The sequence below is a fragment of the Ralstonia pickettii genome (assembly GCF_000607165.1).
GTDB lineage: Bacteria > Pseudomonadota > Gammaproteobacteria > Burkholderiales > Burkholderiaceae > Ralstonia > Ralstonia holmesii.
In genome coordinates this window covers 1,057,261-1,078,647 of record NZ_JFZG01000006.1, presented here as the reverse complement: position 1 = coordinate 1,078,647, position 21,387 = coordinate 1,057,261, and the positions used below count along the sequence as shown (strand labels likewise).

Here is a 21,387-nt window from a genome sequence, read left to right as displayed (position 1 = left end):
AAAACAACCCACCCCAAACACAAAAAAAATCAGAACCCCACCGGACTAGGCGTACTCCCTTCCTTCCCATAATTCAGCCAAGCCTCACCCAGCTGAGCATGCAGTTCCTCATTGGAATTTGCCGCCATCCCCAGATTGCGCAACATCCCGTCCTTCACGCCGTAAATCCAGCCGTGAACGGTCAGCGGCTGCCCGCGATCCCATGCGTCCTGCACGATCGTCGTCAGGCACACGTTGTTGACCTGGTGAATCACGTTCAGCTCGCACAGCCGGTCATGCTGATCCTGCTCACGGACCACCGTACCGAGATACGTTTCGTGTTGCTCGGCCACGTCACGCACGTGACGAATCCAGTTGTCGGCCAGTCCGAAACGTTGCTTGGTCAGCGCGGCCTTCACGCCCGAACAGCCGTAGTGGCCGACCACCGTGATGTGCCGGATCTTCAGCACTTCCACCGCAAACTGCAGCACCGACAGACAGTTCAGGTCCGAGTGCACCACCACGTTGGCGATATTGCGGTGGACGAACACCTCGCCCGGCGGCAGACCGATGATCTGGTTGGCAGGCACACGAGAATCCGAGCAGCCGATCCAGAGGTATTCCGGGTTCTGCTGGTTGGCCAGGTTGGAGAAGAAATCCGGGTCTTCAGCGTGGACGCGCTCGACCCACTTCCGGTTGTTCTCGAACAGCTCTTTGATGCGATGTGGCATGGTTTCCCGTCGTGTTGAGAGAGTTAAGCGGCGGCGCGCTGCAGCGTCGTGTTGTCTTGCGCTGCGTTGTCGGGCGCGCTCGCGCCGTAGCGATTGACGAAGCGTTCGGCTGCGTCATACGCGTAGAAATCGTGCATCTGCCCGGAGAGCAGGCGCTCCTTGTACCCCTGCCACATGGAGGCTTCGAAGAAGTCCGCGTGGTGCTTCAGGAAGGCTTCGCGCACGCGCGTGTCGCCAAGGAGGAACGTGCGGTATGTCTCCGGGAAAATGTCATGCGGGCCGACGCTGTACCAGACCTCGCCGGACATCTCTTCTTCTTCCGTGCGCGGTTCGGGCACGGTGCGGATGTTGCAATCGGTGAGATATTCGATCTCGTCGTAGTCGTAGAAGACCACGCGGCCGTGGCGCGTCACGCCAAAGTTCTTGTACAGCATGTCGCCCGGGAAGATGTTCGCGGCGATGAGTTCCTTGATGGCGTTGCCGTATTCGATGATGCCGTGCTCGACCTGCGCATCGGTGCCTTCGTGCAGCCAGATGTTCAGCGGCGTCATGCGGCGCTCGATGTAGACGTGGCGGATGACGATCTCTTCGCCGCCGTCTTCGCTGCGCTGGTATTCGACCATCGACGGCGCGTGCTTCTCCAACTCCTTGATGAGGTCGTCATCAAAGCGCGAGAGCGGGAAGGCTACGTCCGAATACTCCAGCGTATCGGCCATGCGCCCCACCCGATCGTGGCGCTTCACAAGCTGGTACTTGCTCTTGATCAGCTCGCGCGTGGTTTCCTTCGGCGGCGGGAAGTAGTCCTTGATGACCTTGAACACGTACGGGTACGAGGGCAGCGTGAACACCAGCATCACGAGGCCCTTGATGCCGGGCGCGATGATGAACTTGTCCGACGAGTGCTGCAGATGATGCAGGAAGTCGCGATAGAACAGATTCTTGCCCTGCTTCTGCAGGCCGAGCGAGGTATAGATCTCGGCGCGCGGCTTGCGCGGCATCAGATCACGCAGGAAGGTCACGTAGGCAGACGGAATCTCCATGTCCACCATGAAATACGAGTGCGTGAACGAGAACAGGATCAGCAGTTGTTCTTGCTGCAGCAGCACCGTGTCGAGCGAGAGCTGGCCCGCGGCATTGCGCAGGATCGGTACGGCCAGCGGAAACGTTTTGTCTCCGTTGATCACGCGCCCGATGATGTACGCGGCCTTGTTGCGGAAGAACAGCGACGACAGCACATGAATCTGGAAATTCGGCGCGATGCGGAAATCGCCAAAGTGCTCGCCCACCGCGCGCACGATGTAGCCGATGTCGCGCTCCAGATCCTCAAACGGCGCGTTGAGCTGGAAATTGTGGACGATGCGCTCGAAGCAGGCGCCCAGGCCGTCGCGTGTGCCGGGGTAGTAGGCGCGGTACGTCGGCTTGGTGGGCGATTCTTCGTTCTCGATGTATTCCGTCGAGATGGCCGGGCGCACGAAGATGAAATCGTTGTTGAAGTACGAGCGGTGCAGGATGCGCGTACACACCGAGTTGAAGAAGGTCTCGGCGCACTCGGGCTGGTGATGGTTGGTCAGCAGGCCGATGAAATGCAGCTTGATCTGACGCCAGATCTCGTCGTCGATGTTCTCTGCGTCGTATTCGTCTTCGAGGATGACCGATGCTTCGCGCACGCGCTCGTCGTAGTAGGCGATGCGGTCGCGCTGCAGTTGCTGCAGGCCGGCCCAGTCCCCGGTCTCGAACGCAGTCTTGGCCTGTACGCTGACTTCTCGGAACAAGCGGTAGTGCTTGTCGAAGCCGTCGAGCATCGTGCGGGCGACGTCAAAGGCGATCTGCGACGAGAGGAGCTTGGGGAAATGGGACATGGCGTGTGCGCGGGGAGGGGCAGGGAAGCGGCGAAACCAGCAAACCAGGCAGACCTAGATTGTATGGTCTTCGGTGCCGTGTTCGCGTCCTGAAACCGTTGCGCCTCCTTATCCGTTCGGCTGATGGCCCCGTGCCACCAGCCCGCCTGCTCCCGCCCGTTACATCGTCTCTGCGTACAGCTCCCGACCGATCAGCATGCGGCGGATTTCCGACGTGCCGGCGCCAATTTCGTAGAGCTTGGCGTCGCGCCACAGGCGGCCGACCGGGAATTCGTTGATATAGCCGTTGCCGCCCAGGATCTGGATGGCTTCGCCGGCCATCCAGGTGGCCTTCTCGGCCGTGTAGAGGATCACGCCAGCGCAGTCCTTGCGCACCTGGCGCACGTGGTCGCGCCCCAAAGAGTCGAGGTTCTTGCCGACCGTGTACAGATACGCGCGGCAGGCCTGCAGCGTGGTGTACATATCGGCCATCTTGCCCTGGATAAGCTGGAATTCGCCAATGCTCTGGCCGAACTGCTTGCGGTCGTGGATGTACGGCGTGACCACGTCCATGCAGGCCTGCATGATGCCGATCGGGCCGCCGGAGAGCACCGCGCGCTCGTAGTCCAGGCCGCTCATCAGCACCTTGGTGCCGCCGTTTTCCTGGCCAAGGATGTTTTCCACCGGCACTTCCACGTTCTCGAACACCAGCTCGCCGGTGTGCGAGCCGCGCATGCCGAGCTTGTCCAGCTTCTGCGCCACCGAGAAGCCCTTCATGCCCTTTTCGACGATGAACGCCGTCATGCCGCGCGCACCCAGTTCGGGATCGGTCTTGGCGTAGACGACCAGCACGTCGCAGTCGGGGCCGTTGGTGATCCACATCTTGGTGCCGTTGAGCACGTAGCGGTCGCCTTTGAGCTCCGCGCGCAGTTTCATGCTGACGACGTCAGAGCCGGCATTCGGCTCGCTCATCGCCAGGGCACCGACCCATTCGCCCGACACCAGCTTGGGCAAGTACTTGGCCTTCTGGGCCGCCGTGCCGTTGCGGTGGATCTGGTTCACGCACAGGTTCGAGTGCGCGCCATACGACAGGCCAACCGACGCCGAGGCACGGCTGATTTCTTCCATGGCGATCATGTGCGCCAGGTAGCCCATGTTGGCGCCGCCGTACTCCTCGGCCACCGTGATGCCGAGCACGCCCAACTCACCCATCTTGCGCCACGCGTCCATCGGGAACTGGTCGGTGCGGTCGATTTCGCCGGCACGCGGTGCCAGCTCGCCCTGCGCCCAATCGCGCACGGCCGAACGCAGCATCTCGATGTCTTCGCCCAAGTCGAATTTCAGGCCGGGCAGATCAATCATGGTGGTCTCCTTGGGCGCGGCTCAAGCCGCTGGTGTCTCTGAGTAATGGGTCTGGCGCTGTGCGGTGCACGCCGCTTGTGGCGGGCGCACCGGTGCCGGAAGGGTGCTTTAAGGTGTTGCGTATTGTATTGACGTTTACGTAAACGTCAATGACCGGTTGTTACGTAGATTTGCGGAATCAGGCGGCCTTGCGTCGCTTGGGCGGCTTGCCCGTGCCGCCCTGCGCGTCTTCCAGCAATCGACGGCACTGGCGCTCATGCTGGTCGATCTCGGCCAGTTGAGCGTTCAGATCTTCCAGTTGCTGTGTAAGCACCGCGCGGTGTTGCGCCAGCGACGCCAGGAAGCGTTCCAGTTGCGGCACCGTATCGCGCGGCGACTCATACAGATCCAGGATCTCCTTGATCTCGCCCAGCGACAGGCCGAGCCGCTTGCCGCGCAGGGTCAGCTTCAGGCGCGTGCGCTCGCCGGCCGAATACACCCGGCGACGCCCGCCCGGGCCTTGGCGATCCGGCGCCAGCAGCCCCTGGTCTTCGTAGAAGCGGATGGCACGCGGCGTGATGTCGAACTCGCGGGCAAGGTCGGTGATGGTGAAGCTAGCGTCAGCAAGCTCACCAGCATCGCCCGATTCAAGATCGGCGGCGAGCGCGGCGGCGGCAGACGGAGTAGAGGCAGACATGCGGCGAGGAACGGAGTAACGACAGAGGTGTGATTGCGCATGCACGCCGGGCAGCGACATTAAGTTTTCGCTTAAGATGGAAGACCGGCGGCAAATTGACGTTTACGTTAGCGTCAATGGCGCCAAACCGCAATCGCAAAGACCGCCCCGAAGCACCCAAAGGCGGCGACCGAGACCACATCCCCATGAACGCGCTCGAACACCAACTCGACTATCCCTTTGGCGACACGCTTCCCGAAGGCGGCACGCGGTTTGAAGTCGCCCCCGGCGTCTACTGGCTGCGCATGCCGCTGCCGTTTGCGCTCGATCACATCAACCTCTGGCTGCTGCGTGATCGGCAGGACGGGAAGGAGGGCTGGACGATCATCGATTGCGGCATCAACCACGAAGCAATTCGCGGGTACTGGGAAACGATCTTCGCGAACCACCTCGACGGCCTGCCGGTGCTGCGCGTGCTGGTCACGCACTGCCATCCGGACCACGTTGGCCTCTCGAACTGGCTGTGCGAAGGCGGCGACGAAAAGCGCTGGAACGTGCGCCTGTGGATGAGCCTGGGCGACTACGCCTTCGCGCGCATGCTGGTGGGCGGCACCGGCGCGTCGAATGCAGGCGGCGAATTTGCCGCGCGCCATTTCGAGCGCCACGGCTTGACGGACCCGACCTCCATCGAAGGCATCCGCAACCGCAAGGATTACTACAGCACGCTTGTGCCGGGCGTGCCGAGCCAGTACCGCCGCCTGATGGATGGCGATGTCGTCGCCATCGGCGAGCACAAATGGCGTGTCATCACCGGCTTCGGCCACGCGCCCGAGCACGTCGCACTTTACAGTGAAGATGCCAACGTGCTGATTTCCGGCGACATGGTCCTGCCGCGCATCTCCACCAACGTGAGCGTGTTCGATCTGGAACCGGAAGCGGATTCGCTCACGCTGTATCTGGATTCGCTGGGCAAGTACGAGCCGCTGCCTGCGGATGTGCTCATCCTGCCGTCGCACGGGCGGCCGTTCCGCGGGCTGCATACGCGCATCCAGCAACTGCGCGACCACCATGCGGACCGGCTGGCCGAAACGTTGGCTGCGTGCAAGGCCGCGCCGCAATCGGCACGCGACATCGTCAATGTCATCTTCAAGCGCCAGTTCGATGTGCACCAGATGACCTTCGCGATGGGCGAGGCGCTCGCCCACCTGCATGCGCTGTGGCATCGCGGCGAACTGGTGCGCGAAACCGGCGCGGACGGTATCGTTCGATTCCACGCAACTGCATAACCGCACAACCCGTGCTTTCCACCGGAGCCGACCATGGCTGACCAGCATGACGTTCTCGACGACAGCGCCGTCGTCCTGCCGTTTCCCGCGCAAACTCCCACTGCGCCCTATTACGCCGTGATCTTTGCCTCCACGCGCACCGACGGCGACAACGGGTACGGCGCCATGGCCGACCGCATGGTGGAGTTGGCGCGCAGCATGCCGGGGTTCCTCGGCATCGAGTCCGTACGCGATGAACTGGCCGGCGATCAGGGGCGGCCGGGCATCACGGTGTCGTATTGGTCGTCGCTGGAGGCCATTCGCGAGTGGAAGAACCAGGGCGACCACCTTGCCGCGCAGAAGCTGGGGCGCGAACAGTGGTACGCGTCGTACCACCTGCGCATTGCAAAGGTGGAGTACGACTATGGGTTCGAGCGATAACGCATCGCTGCGGCCAACGAAAAACCCGCCAACCGGCGGGTTTTTTTTGGCGGCGGCCAGATGATTTCACTTTAACGCAGCGTCTTCGCAAACTGCCCAAGATACCGCACGCCATCGATCGCGCGGCTGCCGTACCACGACACCATTTCGCCATCGACGAGGTAGACCGGTTTGCCGATCTGCTTTTCCAGCGCGTCGACATGCTCTTCGGTAAAGCTGTAAGGCTCGGTGGAGAGCAGCACGCAGTCGATGTTGCGCACCACCTCATCGCTCCAGCGGAACGTCGGGTAGCGCGTGTCCGGCCGGTTGGGGCGGGCGCAATCGCCGCTCTTATCAGTGCCGCATTGCACAGGCGCCGGATCGTCCGGCCACGTATGGCAGTTCACGAGCTTGAGCATGCGCGAGATGTACGTATCGCGCGACACCGTCATCCACGGGTCTTGCCAGATGGCGTACAGCACGCGGTGCGGCAGGAAGTGGCGGGCGCGCAGCGCTTCCAGCTCCTGCGTGAGCGCGTCGGATAGCTTCTGCGCCTGCGCCTCGCGGCGGAAGATGCCGCCCAGCAGCTGGTATAGCGCGAGGTTGTCTTCTGGCGAGCAAGGATGCGTGACGATGATGTGCGGGATGAATTCGCGCAGCTTGTCGACGGTCGGGCGCGTGTTCTCGTCAATGTTGACGATGACGTGCGTGGGCGCCAGTTCGCGCAACTTGTCGAGTTTGACGGTCTTGGTGCCGCCGACCTTCGGTACGTTGCGCACCGCTTCGCGCGGGTGGATGCAGAAGCCGGTGCGGGCGACGAGTTGATCGCCCAGGTCAAGCGAGAACAGCAAGTCGGTAATCGAAGGGACCAGGCTGGCGATGCGCGGTGTGGTGTCGACAGGGGCGTGCGCGAGGCCAGCCGCATCGGTGTAAGTCATGACGAAATCTCGGGGTTGCGGGGTTTGCGCCCGGCGCGCGCAAATGCAAAGTCATAGAGCCCGCGCGGCAGCACGTGCAGCAGCTTGGCGACGACGCCCATCTGCCATGGCAGCACCGTGAAGCGCACGCCGCGATGGATCGCATTCACGGCTTTCTGTGCAAAGCGGTCCACCGGCATCAGGAAGGGCATCGGATACGGATTGTGTTCGGTCATCGGCGTCTGGATGTAGCCGGGGGCGATCGTCACCACGCGCAGGCCAAGCGGGCTGAACTCCACGCGCAGGCTCTCCATCAGCTTGATCACCGCCGATTTGGAGGCGCTGTACGCCGCCGCACCCGGCAGCCCGCGCACGCCGGCCACGCTGGCAATGCCGACCAGCGTGCCGCCTGGCTGCCCAGGTTTGGCGCGTGCCAGCATCGGCCCGACGAACGGCTGGAACGTGTTGAGCACACCCATCCAGTTGGTGTCCATCACGATGGCAAAGGCTTTCAGGTCACCGGATTCGCGCAAGTCCGTGCCGACCGAGATGCCGGCGTTGGCGATCACCACATCGGGCAGTCCAACTGCGGCGATAAAGACATTTGCCGCATCGCGCATGGAATCGGCGCTGCGCACGTCGGCAGCGTAGCAATGGCAGCGGCTCCGGATACCGGCAGGCAGCGTCTGCACAAACTCATGGAGCGCGTCGACACGTCGTGCGACCAGCCCGATCGTGGCGCCCTGCGCTGCGTACTGACGTGCCAGTGCCTGCCCGATCCCGCTGGAAGCGCCCGTGATGAAGACGATCTCGCTCATGTCGATGTCCTGTTGGTGTGAAGATGTGAAGAAGGTCGACGCACAAAAAACGCCCGCACAGGGGCGGGCGTCGATGGCGGTGTCACGCCCGGGCAGAGGCCCGGAAACGCGGCAACCCGTCACATCTTGCGGTTGCGCACCTGGTCGACGAGGTAGTCGAGCGTTTGGGCGGCGCCCACGTTGCTGCCTGCATCTGCCGGCGAGGTGGTGTACTTGCCCTGCACGACCACGGTCGGCACGCCTTCGATCTTGTACTGATCGGCCAGTTGCGCGGCGCGTTTGGTATTGGCGTTCACACTGAACGAGTTGTAGGTGTCGCGGAACTGCTTTTCATCGACGCCGTTGGCGGCCATGAACTTGGCGATGTCATCCAGTTCGGACATCGAGCGGTAGTTCTTGTGCAGCTGGTCGAACACGCGGTCATGCAGCGTCTTGCCGCTGGCGTCCTTGGCGTCGAGCTTGCCCAGCGCTTCCAGCGTGTAATAGATGCGGGTATGCGGCTCCAGCTTGGCATTGAAAGCCACCGGCACGCGCTTGATCACCACGTCCTTGCCTTGCTTGGCGACCCACGCCGTCCAGGTGTTTTCAAAGTCGTAGCAGTGCGGGCAGCCGTACCAGAAGAACTCCGTCACTTCGATCTTGCCTGCGGGCACGGGCTGCGGCGTTTGCAGCACTTTGTATTCCTTGCCGGCGGTGGGTGCGGCATTGGCCGGCGCGGTCATCAGGAAGCCGGCGCCGGTGGCGAGAGCGATCAGGAAAGCAGCGAGTTTTTTCATGGTGAATGGACGACGGATTAGACGACGAACTGGACGAAGCAACGGAAAAACCAGCGAAATCGAGTGCCGAGCCGCTCGACGCGGGTGTCAGCGTAACTGAATCTCAGGTTTCTGACCGATCACAGCCCGCCGGGTTCACAGCGGGCTGCACGGACTTCACGTTACTGGCGGGCGAAGCGGATGACCGATGATTCCACGCCCGTCGACTGCAGGCGGCTGCGCACGGCGGTCATCTCGTCGAGCGAGTTGAACGGCCCCAGCCGCACGCGATACATGGTGGCGCCGTTCACCTCGCGCTGCGTCACCTTGGCTTCAAAGCCTTGCATGGCCAGGTTGCCCTTCTGGCGCTCGGCGTCTTCGGAGGATTTGTAAGCGCCAACTTGCAGGAAATAGCCCGTCTTGGCGGCATCCTGGCGGGCGATCTCGGCAATCGGGTCCGTCACCGGCTTCTCGTTGGAGGCAGTGACCGGCGGCTTGGGCGGCTTGGCGCCCGGTGCGCTTGCCACCTGCGGGGTCGAGCCCGGCTGGGCCGGGTGGATGGTGATGCCCGGCGGCGGATTGTTCTGCTCGGCGGCCTGATCGACCGGCTTGGCCGGCACGCGGCTCCACAGCGGCGCGTTCGGGTCCGCCGCCTGCGGAGCGCTCGCCTGCGGCGCAGGTTGCACCGGCACCGGAAGCGTGTTGACCACGTTGCCCGCTTCGCTCGGCTTGGGTTGCGCGCCGCCACGCGAAACGAAGGGCACCGGGGCCTTGGTGATGTACACCGCCACCACCACGGCGATCGCCAAACCGACGATCAAGCCGAGCACCAGACCCAGAAACGTGCCGCCCCGTTGCGAGCGGGCACGGGAAGATTGCGTATTGCGTGCCATGTCGATCCTTCTAGAAGCGCCCGATTATAAGAGCGCCGTGTGATGCCAAATCGTGCGCATTTACATCTTTTGCGGCGCGGACACGCCAATCACCGCCAACCCGTTGCGCAGCACCTGTCGCGTGGCAGCCAGGAGCGCCAGACGGGCACGCTTGACGGCCTCGTCATCGACCAGCACGCGATCGGCGTTGTAGAACGCGTGGAAATCGCCCGCGAGGTCGCGCAGGTAGAAGGCCACGGCGTGCGGGGCCAGTTCGCGTGCGGCGTCGGCCAGCATGTCGGGGAATGCGGCCAGGCGTTGCACCAGGGCCGTCGCCTGCGGGCTGACGTCGGGGCCCGTCACCGCAGCCAGATCTGCGCTGGTGAGCGAGGCGGCGTCAACGCCTGCGCGTTCGAACACCGAGCAGATGCGGGCGTGAGCGTACTGCACGTAGTACACCGGGTTCTCGTCGCTTTGCTTGAGCGCCAGATCGACGTCGAAGACAAATTCGGTATCGGCCTTGCGCGACAGCAGGAAGAAGCGCACGGCGTCGCGGCCGCGCGTGAAGCGTGCGGGCCAGTTCGGCTCGCCGGCGTCCACGCAGGCGCGGATGGTGTCGACGCCGGCTTCGCTCTCGGCGTCACCGTTGGACCATTCGATCAGGTCGCGCACGGTTACGTACGAGCCGGCGCGCTTGGAAATCTTGACCTCGGCGCCGTCCTTCATCACCGTGACCATCTTGTGCAGGACGTAATCCGGATAGCCTTTCGGGATGCCGATGTTCAGGCCCTGCAGGCCGGCGCGCACGCGGGCGATGGTGCCGTGGTGGTCGCTGCCCTGCACGTTGATGACCTGTGTGAAGCCGCGGCCCCACTTGGTCGTGTGGTACGCGACGTCGGGCACGAAGTAGGTGTAGGCGCCGTCGGACTTGCGCATGACGCGGTCCTTGTCGTCGCCGTCGTCGGTGGTGCGCAGCCACAGCGCGCCTTCCTGCTCGTATGTCTTGCCGGCGGCAACGAGCGTATCCACCGTCTGCTGCACCTTGCCTTCGGTGTAGAGCGACGATTCCAGGTAGTAGCGGTCGAACTTCACGCCGAAGGCTTGCAGGTCGATGTCCTGTTCGTTGCGCAGATACGTCACGGCAAAGCGGCGGATGGCTTCGATGTTTTCAACGTCGCGCTCACCCGTCACTGGCTCGCCATCGGAGGCACGTACGGTCTTGCCGGCGAGGTAATCGGCGGCGATGTCGGCAATGTAGTCGCCGTTGTAGGCGGCTTCGGGCCAGTCGGCGTCACCGGGTTTGAAGCCGCGCGCGCGGGCCTGCACCGAGACAGCCAGGTTGTGGATCTGCACGCCGGCGTCGTTGTAGTAGAACTCGCGGTGGACCTTGTGGCCTTGCCAGTCGAGCAGGCTCGCCAGCGCATCGCCCAGCGCGGCTTGGCGGCCGTGGCCGACGTGCAGCGGACCGGTCGGGTTGGCCGAGACGAATTCCACCAGCACGGGCGCGCCGTCATGTGTATTGGCGGCGCCGTAGCGGTCGCCTTCCGCAAACACGGCGGCAATCACGTCGGCACGCGCGGCGGCCGACAGGCGCAGGTTGATGAAGCCGGGGCCGGCGATCTCAACGGCGGACACCAGGCGCTGGCCGCGGGCATCGGCGCGGATGGCATCGGCGATCTTGCCGGCCAGCTCGCGCGGATTGGTGCCCAGCGGCTTGGCGAGCTGCAGCGCGACGTTGCATGCGATGTCGCCGTGCGCGGCCTGCTTGGGGCGCTCCAGGACGATCTCCGGTCGGGCTTGGCCCTCGGGCAGCAGGGAGCCGACGGCGTCGGACAACAATTGGGCGATCGTCTGTTTGTGGGAGGGCAGCATAAAGAAACCATGACGCCGACAGTGCTGAAATGGATTGAAATCCAGTTCTGGCGCCGCCAGTTGCGTTGTTCGGGGAAAAGTACGAAATTTTATCAGGTGAGCCGTGGTCTCAGAGGTATCCGCCCCCAGTCATGGCAATCTGCGGCTCCCCCACCCAACCAAGGGAAACAAGAAATCATGATCACCTTTACTTCGCACGCTTCGCAAAAATTCTCGATGCAGAAGGATCTCGCCATGGTGTTGCTGGGCGTGATCGGCAAGACGCTGGGCGAGCGCGGTGTCATTACGCCCGAAGAAATGCCCCACGCCATCGATCGCCTCAAGCGCGCCATCAAGGATGACACGCACCAGGCACATATCAAGGTGGCCGAACTTTCGGCGCCCGAGCTGGACGAAGACGGCGAAGAAGAGCCGCCACATCTCGGCCAGCGCGCCTATCCGCTGCTGCACATGCTGGAAGAATCGCTGGTCGAAAAATCCAGCGTGCTCTGGGGCGTCTGAGCTTGGGGCGCAGGCCCAAAAAAATGCCCGGCCGCCAAACGGGGCGGTCCGGGCATCCGGCCACACGGGCCGGGAGCGGGGGAGGGGCTGGCGCGTTGGCCGGTGTCTCGTCCTGCTGCGGTTGCGTTATTGGTCGTGGAGCATGTCGGACAGTTCGTCCGCGTGTTCTTCCTCAACGGCCAGAATCTGCTCCAGCACGCGCCGCGTGGTGGGGTCTCGGTCCCCGATGTAGCGGATCATCTCCAGGTAGCTGTCGATCGCAATCCGCTCGGCCACCAGGTTCTCCTTGATCATGTCGACCAGGCCGTCGGCTTCCACGTATTCAGAATGGCTGCGCGTGGATAGGCCTTCCGGGTTGAAGTTGGGCTCGCCGCCCAGTTGCACGATGCGCGTGGCGATGCTGTCGGCGTGCGCCTGCTCCTCGTTGGCGTGCACAAGGAATTCTGCGGCGATCGGTTCTGCATTGATGCCCTTGGCCATGAAGTGGTGACGTCGGTAGCGCAGCACGCAGATCAGTTCCGTGGCCAGCGCCTCGTTCAGCAGCCGCAGCACGGTTTCCCGATCGGCTTTGTAGTCTCCGGTCACCGCGCCTTCCTCGATGTGCTTGCGGGCACGTTCGCGCAAGGTTTTGATGTCGGTGAGGAAGCCGCTTTCCGAGGGGGCGGCGACGTTGGTCCGGCTCATGTGTTTGCTCCTGCGGGGTGATTGGCGGGGGTGGTCTATTCGCTGCTGGCGTCGCGTCGGCTGCTGCCGCCGGCCAGCGCGACGACCAACCCGATCGCTGCGCCAATCGCCACGGCTACACCAACCGACTTGAATGGCGCCGCGGTAATGGTTTCTTCGGTGCGATCGAGCGCCCAGTCCATGCGTTCGCGGGCTTGCTGCGCGCGGTCGTTGGCGGCTTGGCGCAGTTGGGCGGCACGCGCATGCAGCGTGCGGCTGGCGCGCCGGGCTTCGGTGCTGCCTTCGTCGGTCAGTGTATGGATGGCGTTTTCGAGCGATCGCAGCAGGCTCTGCACGTCTTCCACGGCGGGGCGAGCGGCGTACCGGGCGTGGTCGACGGCGTCGCTGGCACTGTTCATGGCGCGGTGCGCGCGATCATTGACGTCATCAATTCGGCTTCGGACGCGTTGGCTGGCAAAGAGTGACATGGTGAAGCTCCTCATCGTGGCGCCGCGGGAGACACACACCGGCGGCGCGGTTGGTTCGGGTGCGATTTCGGCTTTTGCGAAAGCGGGCCGTATGCCAAAGGGTCTAGCAAGACACGGGCCGCGCTACCGCCTGGGTGGTCCGCGCTAATCGACGGCCTTGAAGACCGTGACGCCCAGCACCAGAAACAGCACGAACAGCACCACGAAGATGAAGAACAGGACCTTGGCGATACTCGCCGCGCCTGCGGCAATGCCGGTAAAGCCCAGCACGCCGGCCACCAGGGAAATGATGGCGAAGATGAGTGCCCATTTCAGCATGTTGTCGTCTCCGGTTCGGATGGATGGAATGCAGGGCAGCCGCGTGTTGGGTGAGAGGCCGGCGCCCTGTCGCGTACTCCCACGCACATCGCGTGCCTGACCGGGGTGCGCCCCAAGTGTCGCGCGGCGCGCCCACGCGGTATCATCCGAATTGCCAAAAAAACACAAACGCAACGCGCGCCGCGTCGGGCGGTTTGACGCGTTTCCTATGGGTCTGCATGCCATGCGGTCATCCTTGCGCTCCACTCTGCTGCTCGCCGGCGGCATTCTGCTGACGCTCGGGGTGCTGATTGCCTCGGAGACGGGCAACATCCGCCTGAGCCAGGGCTATCGGCAGGTGATTCAGTCGCAGCAGGCTGAAACCGCCATCAACGAACTGCTTGCCGAGCTGGTGAACGCCGAGGCCGGGCAGCGTGGTTTCCTGCTCACGGGCAAGGACGAATACCTCGATCCGTACAACAAGGCCATCCCGCATATCCACGCGTTGATGGCAGAAATTCGCGATCACTACGCCAACGATCCGGACGCGCTGAAGCTGTTCTCTGAGACGGCGCTGCAGGTGAGCCGCAAGCTCACCGAGATGGAACTCACACTGATCTACGGCAAGCGTGACCTGGAAGTTGCGCTCGATCTGGTGCGCACCGATTTCGGCAAGGCGTCGATGGAAGCGGTGCGCCAGGGTCTGGATCGGCTGCGTCAGCGCGAGATTGCCACGGTGGCCCGCAGCCTTGAACACGCCGAGCGCGATCTGGCGCTGTCGCGCTACGGCATTGCGCTCATCACGGCGGTCAACATCATCCTGCTGGTGGTGCTGGGCATGCAGCACGCCAAGCGTCTTGCCGTGACGGAGCGCGAGCGCGACATGGCGGAGGAGGAAAGCCAGAAACTCGACCGCATGGTGCGTGAGCGCACGCGGCAGTTGTCCGACTTGGCCGCCCACTTGCAGCGCGTGACCGAGGACGAGAAGACGCGCCTCGCGCGCGAGCTGCACGACGAGCTGGGCGCTATCCTCACCGCCACCAAGATGGACCTGCACTGGCTGCGTTCACGCATTCACGCCAACGAGCCGGCCGTGAGCGAAAAGATCACGCGCGTGATGGCCCACGTGGATCAGGGCATCCAGATCAAGCGCCGCCTGATCGAAGACCTGCGCCCGACGATCCTGCTCAACCTGGGCTTGGTGGAGGCGCTCTCGCAGTTGACGGAGGACGTCGGCACGCGCAACGGCTGGCACACGGAAGTGAGCCTGCCCGACGACATGCCCAAGCTGACCGACGATGCGGCCATCGCGCTGTATCGCATCGTGCAGGAATCGCTGACCAACGCATCGAAATACGCGCATGCGACCACGGTGTCAGTGGCGCTCGATGTGGATGACCAGGGCGTGCGTTTGCGCGTGCGGGACAACGGCCGTGGCTTCCCGGCCGACATCGAGCGGCGCCGCATGGTCGGCCATCACGGACTGCTGGGGATGGAGCAGCGCGCCATTGCGCTGGGTGGCACGCTCGTCATCGATTCGATGCCCGGTGGCGGCGTGACGATCATCGTTGAACTGCCTCCCAGCGATGCCGTATTCGATCGAGGTGCGGCCAACGAACCGTCGGGCATGCAGGCGCTGACTGGCGGTATTGCGCCCGCGCCGGGCCACGGTGGCGCGACGGTGTGAGTCGCCCAGCGTGATGTCAACGCCCAAACAAAAAGCCCCATCGCGGGGCTTTTTGTTTTTGATGCCGGTGTAGCTGACGGCGTTACATCTTCTGCTTGGCGTTGTCGGCCGAGTTCTCCAGCTTCTGGCCACCGGTCTGGAGGTCCTTGCCGGCACCGGCCATGGTGTTGCAGCCGGCCAGGAATACACACGTCAGTGCAAGTGCGGCACACAAGGTCTTCATCGAACGCTCCTTGGGGGTGAGAAATGGCGTTGGGCGCGCGCCACGACAGCAGACGCGGCGGGCGCGAAGAATCTCAGGGGTGGAAATGCTGCGCGGGCTGCTGGCGGGGGCGGCCGACGCCGGCGCGCTCTTCGATCACTTCGAACACCTTGTCGAGTTCGAGCGATTTGTCGAAGAAATAGTTTGCGCCTGCCTCAAAGCAGCGTTGCCGGTAGGTCGGCACTTGCGCGTGGTTGGTGTAGACGATGCGCACGCTGGGCGACGCTTGATCGCGCAACGTTTGGAGGACCTTGAAGCCATTGCCCTGCCGCAATTGCAGGTCGACGATCACGACGTCATAGGGGCCCTGTCCGAGAAGGCCCAGCGCCAAGTCTTCGGTGTCTGCCCATTCGACCGTCGCCACGAAGGCGGAAGCCTTGAGGTATTCCAGCACCATGCCGCGAAGCACGGGGGAGTCCTCGATCAGGAGGACGCGCAGGCCACGGGTGGAGAGGGTGACGGCTTGATCCAGCATGGGTTGATGTTAGCCAGCGGGTTGCCGAGGTGGTATCAGGCGTTGTCCTACATGCCAGTTGGGTTTGCGGCGCGCCGAGGGAATTTGGCGCCCCACCTGATGCTACTCAACCAAGCCGTTCTTGATGGCGTAATACGTCAGATCGGCATTGGATTTCATGCCCATCTTTTCCAGAATCCGCGTGCGGTAAGTGCTCACCGTCTTGACGCTCAGGAACAGCTCTTCCGCGATGATCGATACCGATTGCCCGCGTGCAAGCTTGCAGAAGATCTGGAATTCGCGTTTGGACAGCGTCTGGTGCAGGGGTTGGTCGGTCGGCTTTTCCAGGCCGCCAATCAGCAGCTCGGCCACCGTCGGGCTCACATAGCGACGGCCTTGCGACACGGTGCGAATGGCTTTCACCAGCTCATCCGGCGCGCTTTCCTTGGTCAGATAGCCCGATGCGCCCGCGCGAATCAGGTTGATGGCGTACTGGTCTTCCGGGAAGGTCGACAGGATCAGCACCGGCAGATCGGGATGGCGCTGGCGAGCGAGTTTGAGGGTGTCGATGCCGTTGCGATCGGGCATGGAAATGTCGAGCACCACGACGTCAAAGGCGCCGGTGCGGAGTTGCTCCATCACCTCTTCCCCGCTGGCCGCTTCCCCCGCGACTTCGATGTCCCGCTCTTCGGACAGGAACTGTCGAAGGCCGGCACGGACGATCTCGTGGTCGTCCGCAATCAGGACGCGAATCATGCTGCTCCTTATGAGCGCGCTGGGCGGGCTGCCCGGCTCCGCGCGCTGCGCTTGTTGGTTCGATACGACAGCAATTGTATCGGACTGTTGCGCCAAAACGGGGCTCCTCTTGCTGGCGCGGTCAGGGGGAGTTGTCAGCGTTTCCATAAAATACCTCGGGAATGTGCATGAATCGCAACATGTCGATGCCTGCCACTGAGCAATCCATGTGCCTGAGCGCGTGCGCCCAAAGAAAACGGGGCGGAAGAGTTCCGCCCCGGGGTCGCTAAGATGCGCCGGGCTGTGCCCGGCTATCCCACGTAGTGACGTGTTACTTGGCCTGGGTAGTGGCCGTGGCGTTTGCGCCGGCGTCGGCGCTCAGGCCAGTAGAGGTCTCAGCCTTGGCAGCCTTGCCCGACTTCTCTGCCGACTTTTCCGTCTTGCTGACCGACTTGCCGACCTTATCGGCGGTCTTGTCGATGCCGGCTTCCGCCTTGGCCTTGTGCTCGTGCGCGGCCTTGGCGCCGTGCTCAGCCTTGGTGTTCAGTTGGCTCTTCGTGGACTCGGTGTCCAGCTTGGTGCCGGCATCGGCCTTCAGGCCTGCGCCGGTATTGCCTTGTGCCGGAGCCACGGCAGCCGTGCCATTGGTTTGCAGCGATGCGCCGGCCGACGGGGTTTGCGCGTTGGCGTAAGCCGAAGCAGCAGCGATGGCGATGGCGGACAGGGAGATCAGCAGCTTGTTCATGGAAGAGACTCCTTTCGTTCTGAACGGCCACGCGAAGGATTCGTCGCGGCATCACTCTGTGTGTGTTGAGTGAATGGGTTCAGTCTATGGAGCTCTTCCGGTTACGACTGTTAGGGGGTGTAAGCCTTTGTAATGTAAGGATCGCCCCTCTTGAAACCCCGGCGAAACCAATGCCGGCAAGGGTTTGCGGACGTAAGACACAGTGTGGATCACACCATGTCTTAAACGTCTTGTCACAGAATCAGAGATTTGGCGCGAGGGCGCGCTCCACAAACGCGCGGTCTTCACCGCTGCGGGCGATCATGTCGTCCACTTGATCCTGTCCGATCTTGCCCAGCGTGAAGTACGTGCTGTCCGGGTGCGACAGGTAGAAGCCCGATACCGATGCAGCGGGGGTCATCGCCAGCGCCTCGGTCAGGTTCATGCCGATCTCCTGCGCGTCCAGCACGCGGAACATGTCGCGCTTGACGGTGTGTTCCGGGCAGGCCGGGTAGCCGGGCGCGGGGCGGATGCCCTTGTACTCCTCGCGGATGAGCGCGTCGTTGTCGAGCGTTTCATCCGCCGCATAACCCCACAGGTCGCGACGCACGCGGGCGTGCAGGCATTCGGCAAAGGCTTCGGCAAAGCGATCGGCCAGGCCCTTGAGCATGATCGCGCTGTAGTCGTCGTTGTCGGCTTCGAACTGCTTCTCGCGCTTTTCCACCCCAATGCCGCCCGTCACGGCGAACAAGCCGATGTAATCGGCAATGCCGGTGCTCTTGGGTGCGATGAAATCCGCCAGGCAGCGGTTCGGGCGCATCACGCCGTCGATGATCGGGCGCTCGCTTTGCTGGCGGATGTTGCGCCAGGTGAGCGCGACTTCCGAGCGCGATTCGTCGGTGTAGATCTCGATGTCGTCATCGTTGACGGTGTTGGCGGGCAGCAGCGCGATCACGCCGTTGGCCGTGAGCCAGCGGCCGGCGATCAGCCGCGCGAGCATGCTCTTGCCGTCGGAGAACACGCGACGGGCTGACTCACCCACGATTTCGTCGTTGAGGATGTCGGGGAATTTGCCGGCCAGGTCCCACGTCTGGAAGAACGGGCCCCAGTCGATGTACTGCGCGAGTTCGTTCAGGTCGTAGTTGCGGAACACGCGGCGGCCGATGAACTTGGGCTTGGGCGGCGTGTAGTTCGACCAGTCGATCTTCGTCTTGTTGGCGCGCGCGGCAGCCAGCGACACCATCGGCTGGGCCTTCTTGTTGGCGTGCTGGGTGCGGATGCGGTCGTAATCCGCATGCAGCTCTTCGACGTAGCGCGCGGCGCCTTCGTCCGACAGCAGGCTCGACGCCACGCTCACCGAGCGCGAGGCGTCCGGCACGTAGACCACTGGGCCTTCGTAATTTGGGGCGATCTTCACGGCGGTGTGCACGCGGCTCGTCGTCGCGCCGCCGATCAGCAGCGGGATCTTCTTCACGCGGAAGTATTCGTCGCGCTGCATTTCCGATGCCACGTAGGCCATCTCTTCGAGCGACGGCGTAATCAGGCCCGACAGCCCGATGATGTCCGCGCCTTCCACTTTCGCCTTTGCCAGGATGTCGTTGCACGGGACCATCACGCCCATGTTCACGACTTCGAAGTTGTTGCACTGGAGCACGACGGTGACGATGTTCTTGCCGATGTCGTGCACATCGCCCTTGACCGTGGCGATGACGATCTTGCCCCGCGAGCGCACGTCGCCGCCGGCTGCTGCAATCTGGCGCTTCTCTTCTTCGATGAACGGAATCAGGTGGGCCACCGCCTGCTTCATCACGCGGGCGGATTTCACCACCTGCGGCAGGAACATCTTCCCGGCGCCGAACAGGTCGCCGACGATGTTCATGCCGTCCATCAGCGGGCCTTCGATTACCTGGATCGGGCGGCCGCCCGCGGCAAAGATTTTCGCGCGGACTTCTTCGGTGTCTTCGACCACGTAATCGTTGATGCCATGCACGAGCGCGTGGGCCAGGCGCTTTTCCACCGGCTCCTGGCGCCAGGCGAGGTTTTCTTCGCGCTTGGTTCCGCCTCCCTTGTAGCGGTCGGCGATTTCCAGCAGGCGATCGGTCGCATCCGGGCGGCGGTTGAGCACCACGTCTTCCACGCGGTCGCGCAGTTCGGGGTCTAGGTTCTCGTATACACCCAACTGGCCGGCGTTGACGATGCCCATGTCCATGCCCGCCTGAATCGCGTAGTACAGGAACACGGTGTGGATCGCCTCGCGCACCACGTCGTTGCCGCGGAACGAGAACGACACGTTCGACACGCCGCCGCTCACCTTCGCGTACGGCAGGTTCTGCTTGATCCAGCGCGTCGCTTCGATGAAGTCGACCGCGTAGTTGTTGTGCTCTTCGATGCCGGTGGCCACCGCGAAGATGTTCGGATCGAAGATGATGTCTTCCGGAGCAAAGCCGACCTTGTTGACCAGGAAGTCGTAGCTGCGCTTGCAGATCTGGGTCTTGCGCTCGAACGTGTCAGCCTGGCCCTGTTCGTCGAAAGCCATGACCACGGCCGCCGCGCCGTAGCGCCTGATCAGCTTGGCGTGGTGCGCGAACTGTTCTTCGCCTTCCTTGAGCGAGATCGAGTTGACGATCGCCTTGCCCTGCACGCACTTCAGACCGGCCTCGATCACTTCCCACTTGGACGAGTCGATCATGATCGGCACGCGCGCGATGTCCGGCTCGGAGGCGATCAGATTCAGGAAGCGAACCATCGCCGCCTTGGAGTCGAGCATCGCCTCGTCCATGTTGATGTCGATGACCTGCGCGCCGTTTTCGACCTGCTGGCGCGCCACGGCCAGCGCCTCGTCGAACTGGCTGTTCAGGATCATGCGCGCGAACGCCTTGGACCCGGTGACGTTGGTGCGCTCGCCGACGTTGACGAACAGGGTGCTCTCGCCGATGTTGAACGGTTCGAGGCCGGAGAGGCGCATGGGGTGGTCGGTCATGATCGTTTGATGCGAATGGGGTCGGCGGTGTACGGGCGTGGGGCCTGTGCTCAGGCGGCTTCTTTGTATTGGCCGGGCCAAGCGCGCGGTTTGCGATTCGCCACGCGCTCGGCAATCGCCTTGATGTGCTCAGGCGTCGTGCCGCAGCAGCCGCCCACCAGGTTCACCAAGCCGGCCGACGCAAACTCGTCGACCAGGCTGGAGGTGACCTCTGGCGTTTCATCAAAGCCCGTGTCGCTCATCGGGTTGGGCAGGCCGGCGTTGGGGTAGCAGGAGACGGCCGTGTCGCAGATCTTCGCCAGCTCGGCAATGTACGGGCGCATCAGCGCGGCACCCAGCGCGCAGTTCAGGCCGAAGGTGATCGGCTTGGCATGGCGCAGGCTGTTCCAGAACGCCTCGACGGTTTGGCCCGAGAGAATGCGGCCCGAGGCGTCGGTCACCGTGCCGGAGATCATCACGGGCACGCACTCGCCGGTATCTTCGAAAAGCTGATCGATGGCGAACAGCGCCGCCTTGGCGTTGAGCGTGTCGAAAATCGTCTCGACGAGGAATACGTCCGCGCCGCCTTCGAGCAGCGCTTTGCCCTGTTCGTAGTACGCATCGCGCAGCAGGTCGAAGCTGACATTGCGTGCGCCCGGGTCGTTCACGTCGGGCGAAATGCTGGCGGTCTTGGGCGTCGGCCCAAAGGCGCCGGCCACGAAGCGGGGCTTGTCCGGCGTGCTGTATTTGTCGCAGGCCTCGCGCGCCAAGCGGGCGGCCACGACGTTCATCTCGTAAGCCAGCTCCGCCATCTTGTAGTCTTCTTGCGCGATAGTCGTCGCACCGAAGGTGTTGGTTTCGATCAGGTCCGCGCCGGCCGCCAGGTACTGCTCATGGATTTCACGGATGACGTCGGGGCGCGTGAGCAGCAGCAGCTCGTTGTTGCCCTTCACGTCGATCGGGTGGTTGGCAAAGCGCTCGCCGCGGTATTGCGCCTCGGTCAGCTTGTAGCGCTGGATCATGGTGCCCATCGCGCCGTCCAGGATCAGGATGCGCTCGCGCAGCAGCGCGGGCAGGTTGGCGGCACGGGTGTAGGGCAGGGGCGCGGTCATGGGGAGGGACTCCGAGGTGCT

General features: G+C 63.4%; 22 protein-coding genes. 4 read left to right on the top strand and 18 right to left on the bottom strand.

Annotated elements, in window-relative coordinates; translation table 11 throughout:
• Positions 1–29: 29 nt before the first annotated feature.
• The 4 genes from can to BG83_RS0111395 form a co-directional block, all read right to left on the bottom strand.
• Entirely contained in the window at positions 30–710 is a 681-nt protein-coding gene (gene can / locus BG83_RS0111410) for a carbonate dehydratase (protein ID WP_024976839.1), read from the bottom strand.
• Positions 711–733: 23 nt separating this feature from the next.
• Positions 734–2,569 carry a bifunctional isocitrate dehydrogenase kinase/phosphatase gene (gene aceK, locus BG83_RS0111405; RefSeq protein WP_024976838.1) on the bottom strand — a complete coding sequence of 612 codons (1,836 nt, stop codon included), beginning with the start codon at positions 2,567–2,569 and terminating at the stop codon, positions 734–736.
• Between the two features lie 159 nt (positions 2,570–2,728).
• On the bottom strand, positions 2,729–3,910 hold the full coding sequence (locus BG83_RS0111400; RefSeq protein ID WP_024976837.1) for an isovaleryl-CoA dehydrogenase: 1,182 nt from the start codon (positions 3,908–3,910) through the stop codon (positions 2,729–2,731).
• Positions 3,911–4,088: 178 nt separating this feature from the next.
• Complete coding sequence (locus BG83_RS0111395; RefSeq protein ID WP_024976836.1) at positions 4,089–4,586, bottom strand: MerR family transcriptional regulator; 498 nt, start codon at positions 4,584–4,586, stop codon at positions 4,089–4,091.
• Between the two features lie 185 nt (positions 4,587–4,771).
• Here BG83_RS0111395 and BG83_RS0111390 point away from each other — a divergent pair, with 185 nt between their 5' ends.
• Complete coding sequence (locus BG83_RS0111390) at positions 4,772–5,851, top strand: MBL fold metallo-hydrolase (RefSeq protein ID WP_024976835.1); 1,080 nt, start codon at positions 4,772–4,774, stop codon at positions 5,849–5,851.
• Between the two features lie 33 nt (positions 5,852–5,884).
• Entirely contained in the window at positions 5,885–6,271 is a 387-nt protein-coding gene (locus BG83_RS0111385; RefSeq protein WP_024976834.1) for an antibiotic biosynthesis monooxygenase family protein, read from the top strand.
• 71 nt (positions 6,272–6,342) lie between these two features.
• Here the strand turns inward: BG83_RS0111385 and BG83_RS0111380 are convergent, their stop codons facing one another.
• The 5 genes from BG83_RS0111380 to argS form a co-directional block, all read right to left on the bottom strand.
• Positions 6,343–7,188 carry a helical backbone metal receptor gene (locus tag BG83_RS0111380; protein WP_024976833.1) on the bottom strand — a complete coding sequence of 282 codons (846 nt, stop codon included), beginning with the start codon at positions 7,186–7,188 and terminating at the stop codon, positions 6,343–6,345.
• Positions 7,185–7,985: an SDR family oxidoreductase gene (locus BG83_RS0111375; RefSeq protein WP_024976832.1), complete on the bottom strand. Its 801-nt coding sequence runs from the start codon at positions 7,983–7,985 to the stop codon at positions 7,185–7,187. Before BG83_RS0111375 ends, BG83_RS0111380 begins: the two co-directional genes overlap by 4 nt.
• Positions 7,986–8,104: 119 nt before the next feature.
• Positions 8,105–8,761, bottom strand: a complete 657-nt coding sequence (locus tag BG83_RS0111370; protein WP_004633713.1) for a thiol:disulfide interchange protein DsbA/DsbL — start codon at positions 8,759–8,761, stop codon at positions 8,105–8,107.
• A 161-nt stretch (positions 8,762–8,922) separates the two neighbouring features.
• Positions 8,923–9,633 carry an SPOR domain-containing protein gene (locus BG83_RS0111365; protein ID WP_024976831.1) on the bottom strand — a complete coding sequence of 237 codons (711 nt, stop codon included), beginning with the start codon at positions 9,631–9,633 and terminating at the stop codon, positions 8,923–8,925.
• 60 nt (positions 9,634–9,693) lie between these two features.
• Entirely contained in the window at positions 9,694–11,484 is a 1,791-nt protein-coding gene (gene argS / locus BG83_RS0111360; RefSeq protein ID WP_024976830.1) for an arginine--tRNA ligase, read from the bottom strand.
• Between the two features lie 177 nt (positions 11,485–11,661).
• Here argS and BG83_RS0111355 point away from each other — a divergent pair, with 177 nt between their 5' ends.
• Entirely contained in the window at positions 11,662–11,985 is a 324-nt protein-coding gene (locus tag BG83_RS0111355) for a DUF1840 domain-containing protein (protein WP_024976829.1), read from the top strand.
• 126 nt (positions 11,986–12,111) lie between these two features.
• On the opposite strand, the gene BG83_RS0111350 is transcribed toward BG83_RS0111355, so the two are convergent.
• The 3 genes from BG83_RS0111350 to BG83_RS28680 all read right to left on the bottom strand — a co-directional run bounded on the left by BG83_RS0111350 (position 12,112) and on the right by BG83_RS28680 (position 13,454).
• Complete coding sequence (locus BG83_RS0111350; protein WP_024976828.1) at positions 12,112–12,669, bottom strand: ferritin-like domain-containing protein; 558 nt, start codon at positions 12,667–12,669, stop codon at positions 12,112–12,114.
• A 35-nt stretch (positions 12,670–12,704) separates the two neighbouring features.
• Positions 12,705–13,136, bottom strand: coding sequence for a DUF883 family protein (locus BG83_RS0111345; RefSeq protein ID WP_024976827.1), 432 nt, complete (start codon positions 13,134–13,136; stop codon positions 12,705–12,707).
• Between the two features lie 144 nt (positions 13,137–13,280).
• A complete protein-coding gene (locus BG83_RS28680) occupies positions 13,281–13,454 on the bottom strand; it encodes a DUF1328 family protein (protein ID WP_004633727.1) in 174 nt (57 codons plus the stop codon).
• Positions 13,455–13,677: 223 nt separating this feature from the next.
• On the opposite strand from BG83_RS28680, the gene BG83_RS0111335 reads away from it, so the two are divergent.
• Positions 13,678–15,120 carry a CHASE3 domain-containing protein gene (locus tag BG83_RS0111335; RefSeq protein ID WP_024976826.1) on the top strand — a complete coding sequence of 481 codons (1,443 nt, stop codon included), beginning with the start codon at positions 13,678–13,680 and terminating at the stop codon, positions 15,118–15,120.
• A gap of 82 nt (positions 15,121–15,202) precedes the next feature.
• Here BG83_RS0111335 and BG83_RS0111330 read toward each other — a convergent pair whose 3' ends face one another.
• The 6 genes from BG83_RS0111330 to BG83_RS0111305 form a co-directional block, all read right to left on the bottom strand.
• A complete protein-coding gene (locus BG83_RS0111330; protein WP_024976825.1) occupies positions 15,203–15,343 on the bottom strand; it encodes an entericidin A/B family lipoprotein in 141 nt (46 codons plus the stop codon).
• A 73-nt stretch (positions 15,344–15,416) separates the two neighbouring features.
• Positions 15,417–15,857: a response regulator gene (locus BG83_RS0111325; protein WP_024976824.1), complete on the bottom strand. Its 441-nt coding sequence runs from the start codon at positions 15,855–15,857 to the stop codon at positions 15,417–15,419.
• Between the two features lie 102 nt (positions 15,858–15,959).
• On the bottom strand, positions 15,960–16,592 hold the full coding sequence (locus BG83_RS0111320) for a response regulator transcription factor (protein ID WP_009277190.1): 633 nt from the start codon (positions 16,590–16,592) through the stop codon (positions 15,960–15,962).
• Positions 16,593–16,902: 310 nt separating this feature from the next.
• A complete protein-coding gene (locus BG83_RS0111315) occupies positions 16,903–17,316 on the bottom strand; it encodes a hypothetical protein (protein WP_024976823.1) in 414 nt (137 codons plus the stop codon).
• 241 nt (positions 17,317–17,557) lie between these two features.
• A complete protein-coding gene (gene metH, locus BG83_RS0111310) occupies positions 17,558–20,275 on the bottom strand; it encodes a methionine synthase (RefSeq protein WP_024976822.1) in 2,718 nt (905 codons plus the stop codon).
• Positions 20,276–20,325: 50 nt separating this feature from the next.
• Positions 20,326–21,366, bottom strand: coding sequence for a homocysteine S-methyltransferase family protein (locus tag BG83_RS0111305; RefSeq protein ID WP_024976821.1), 1,041 nt, complete (start codon positions 21,364–21,366; stop codon positions 20,326–20,328).
• Between the last annotated feature and the right edge of the window lie 21 nt (positions 21,367–21,387).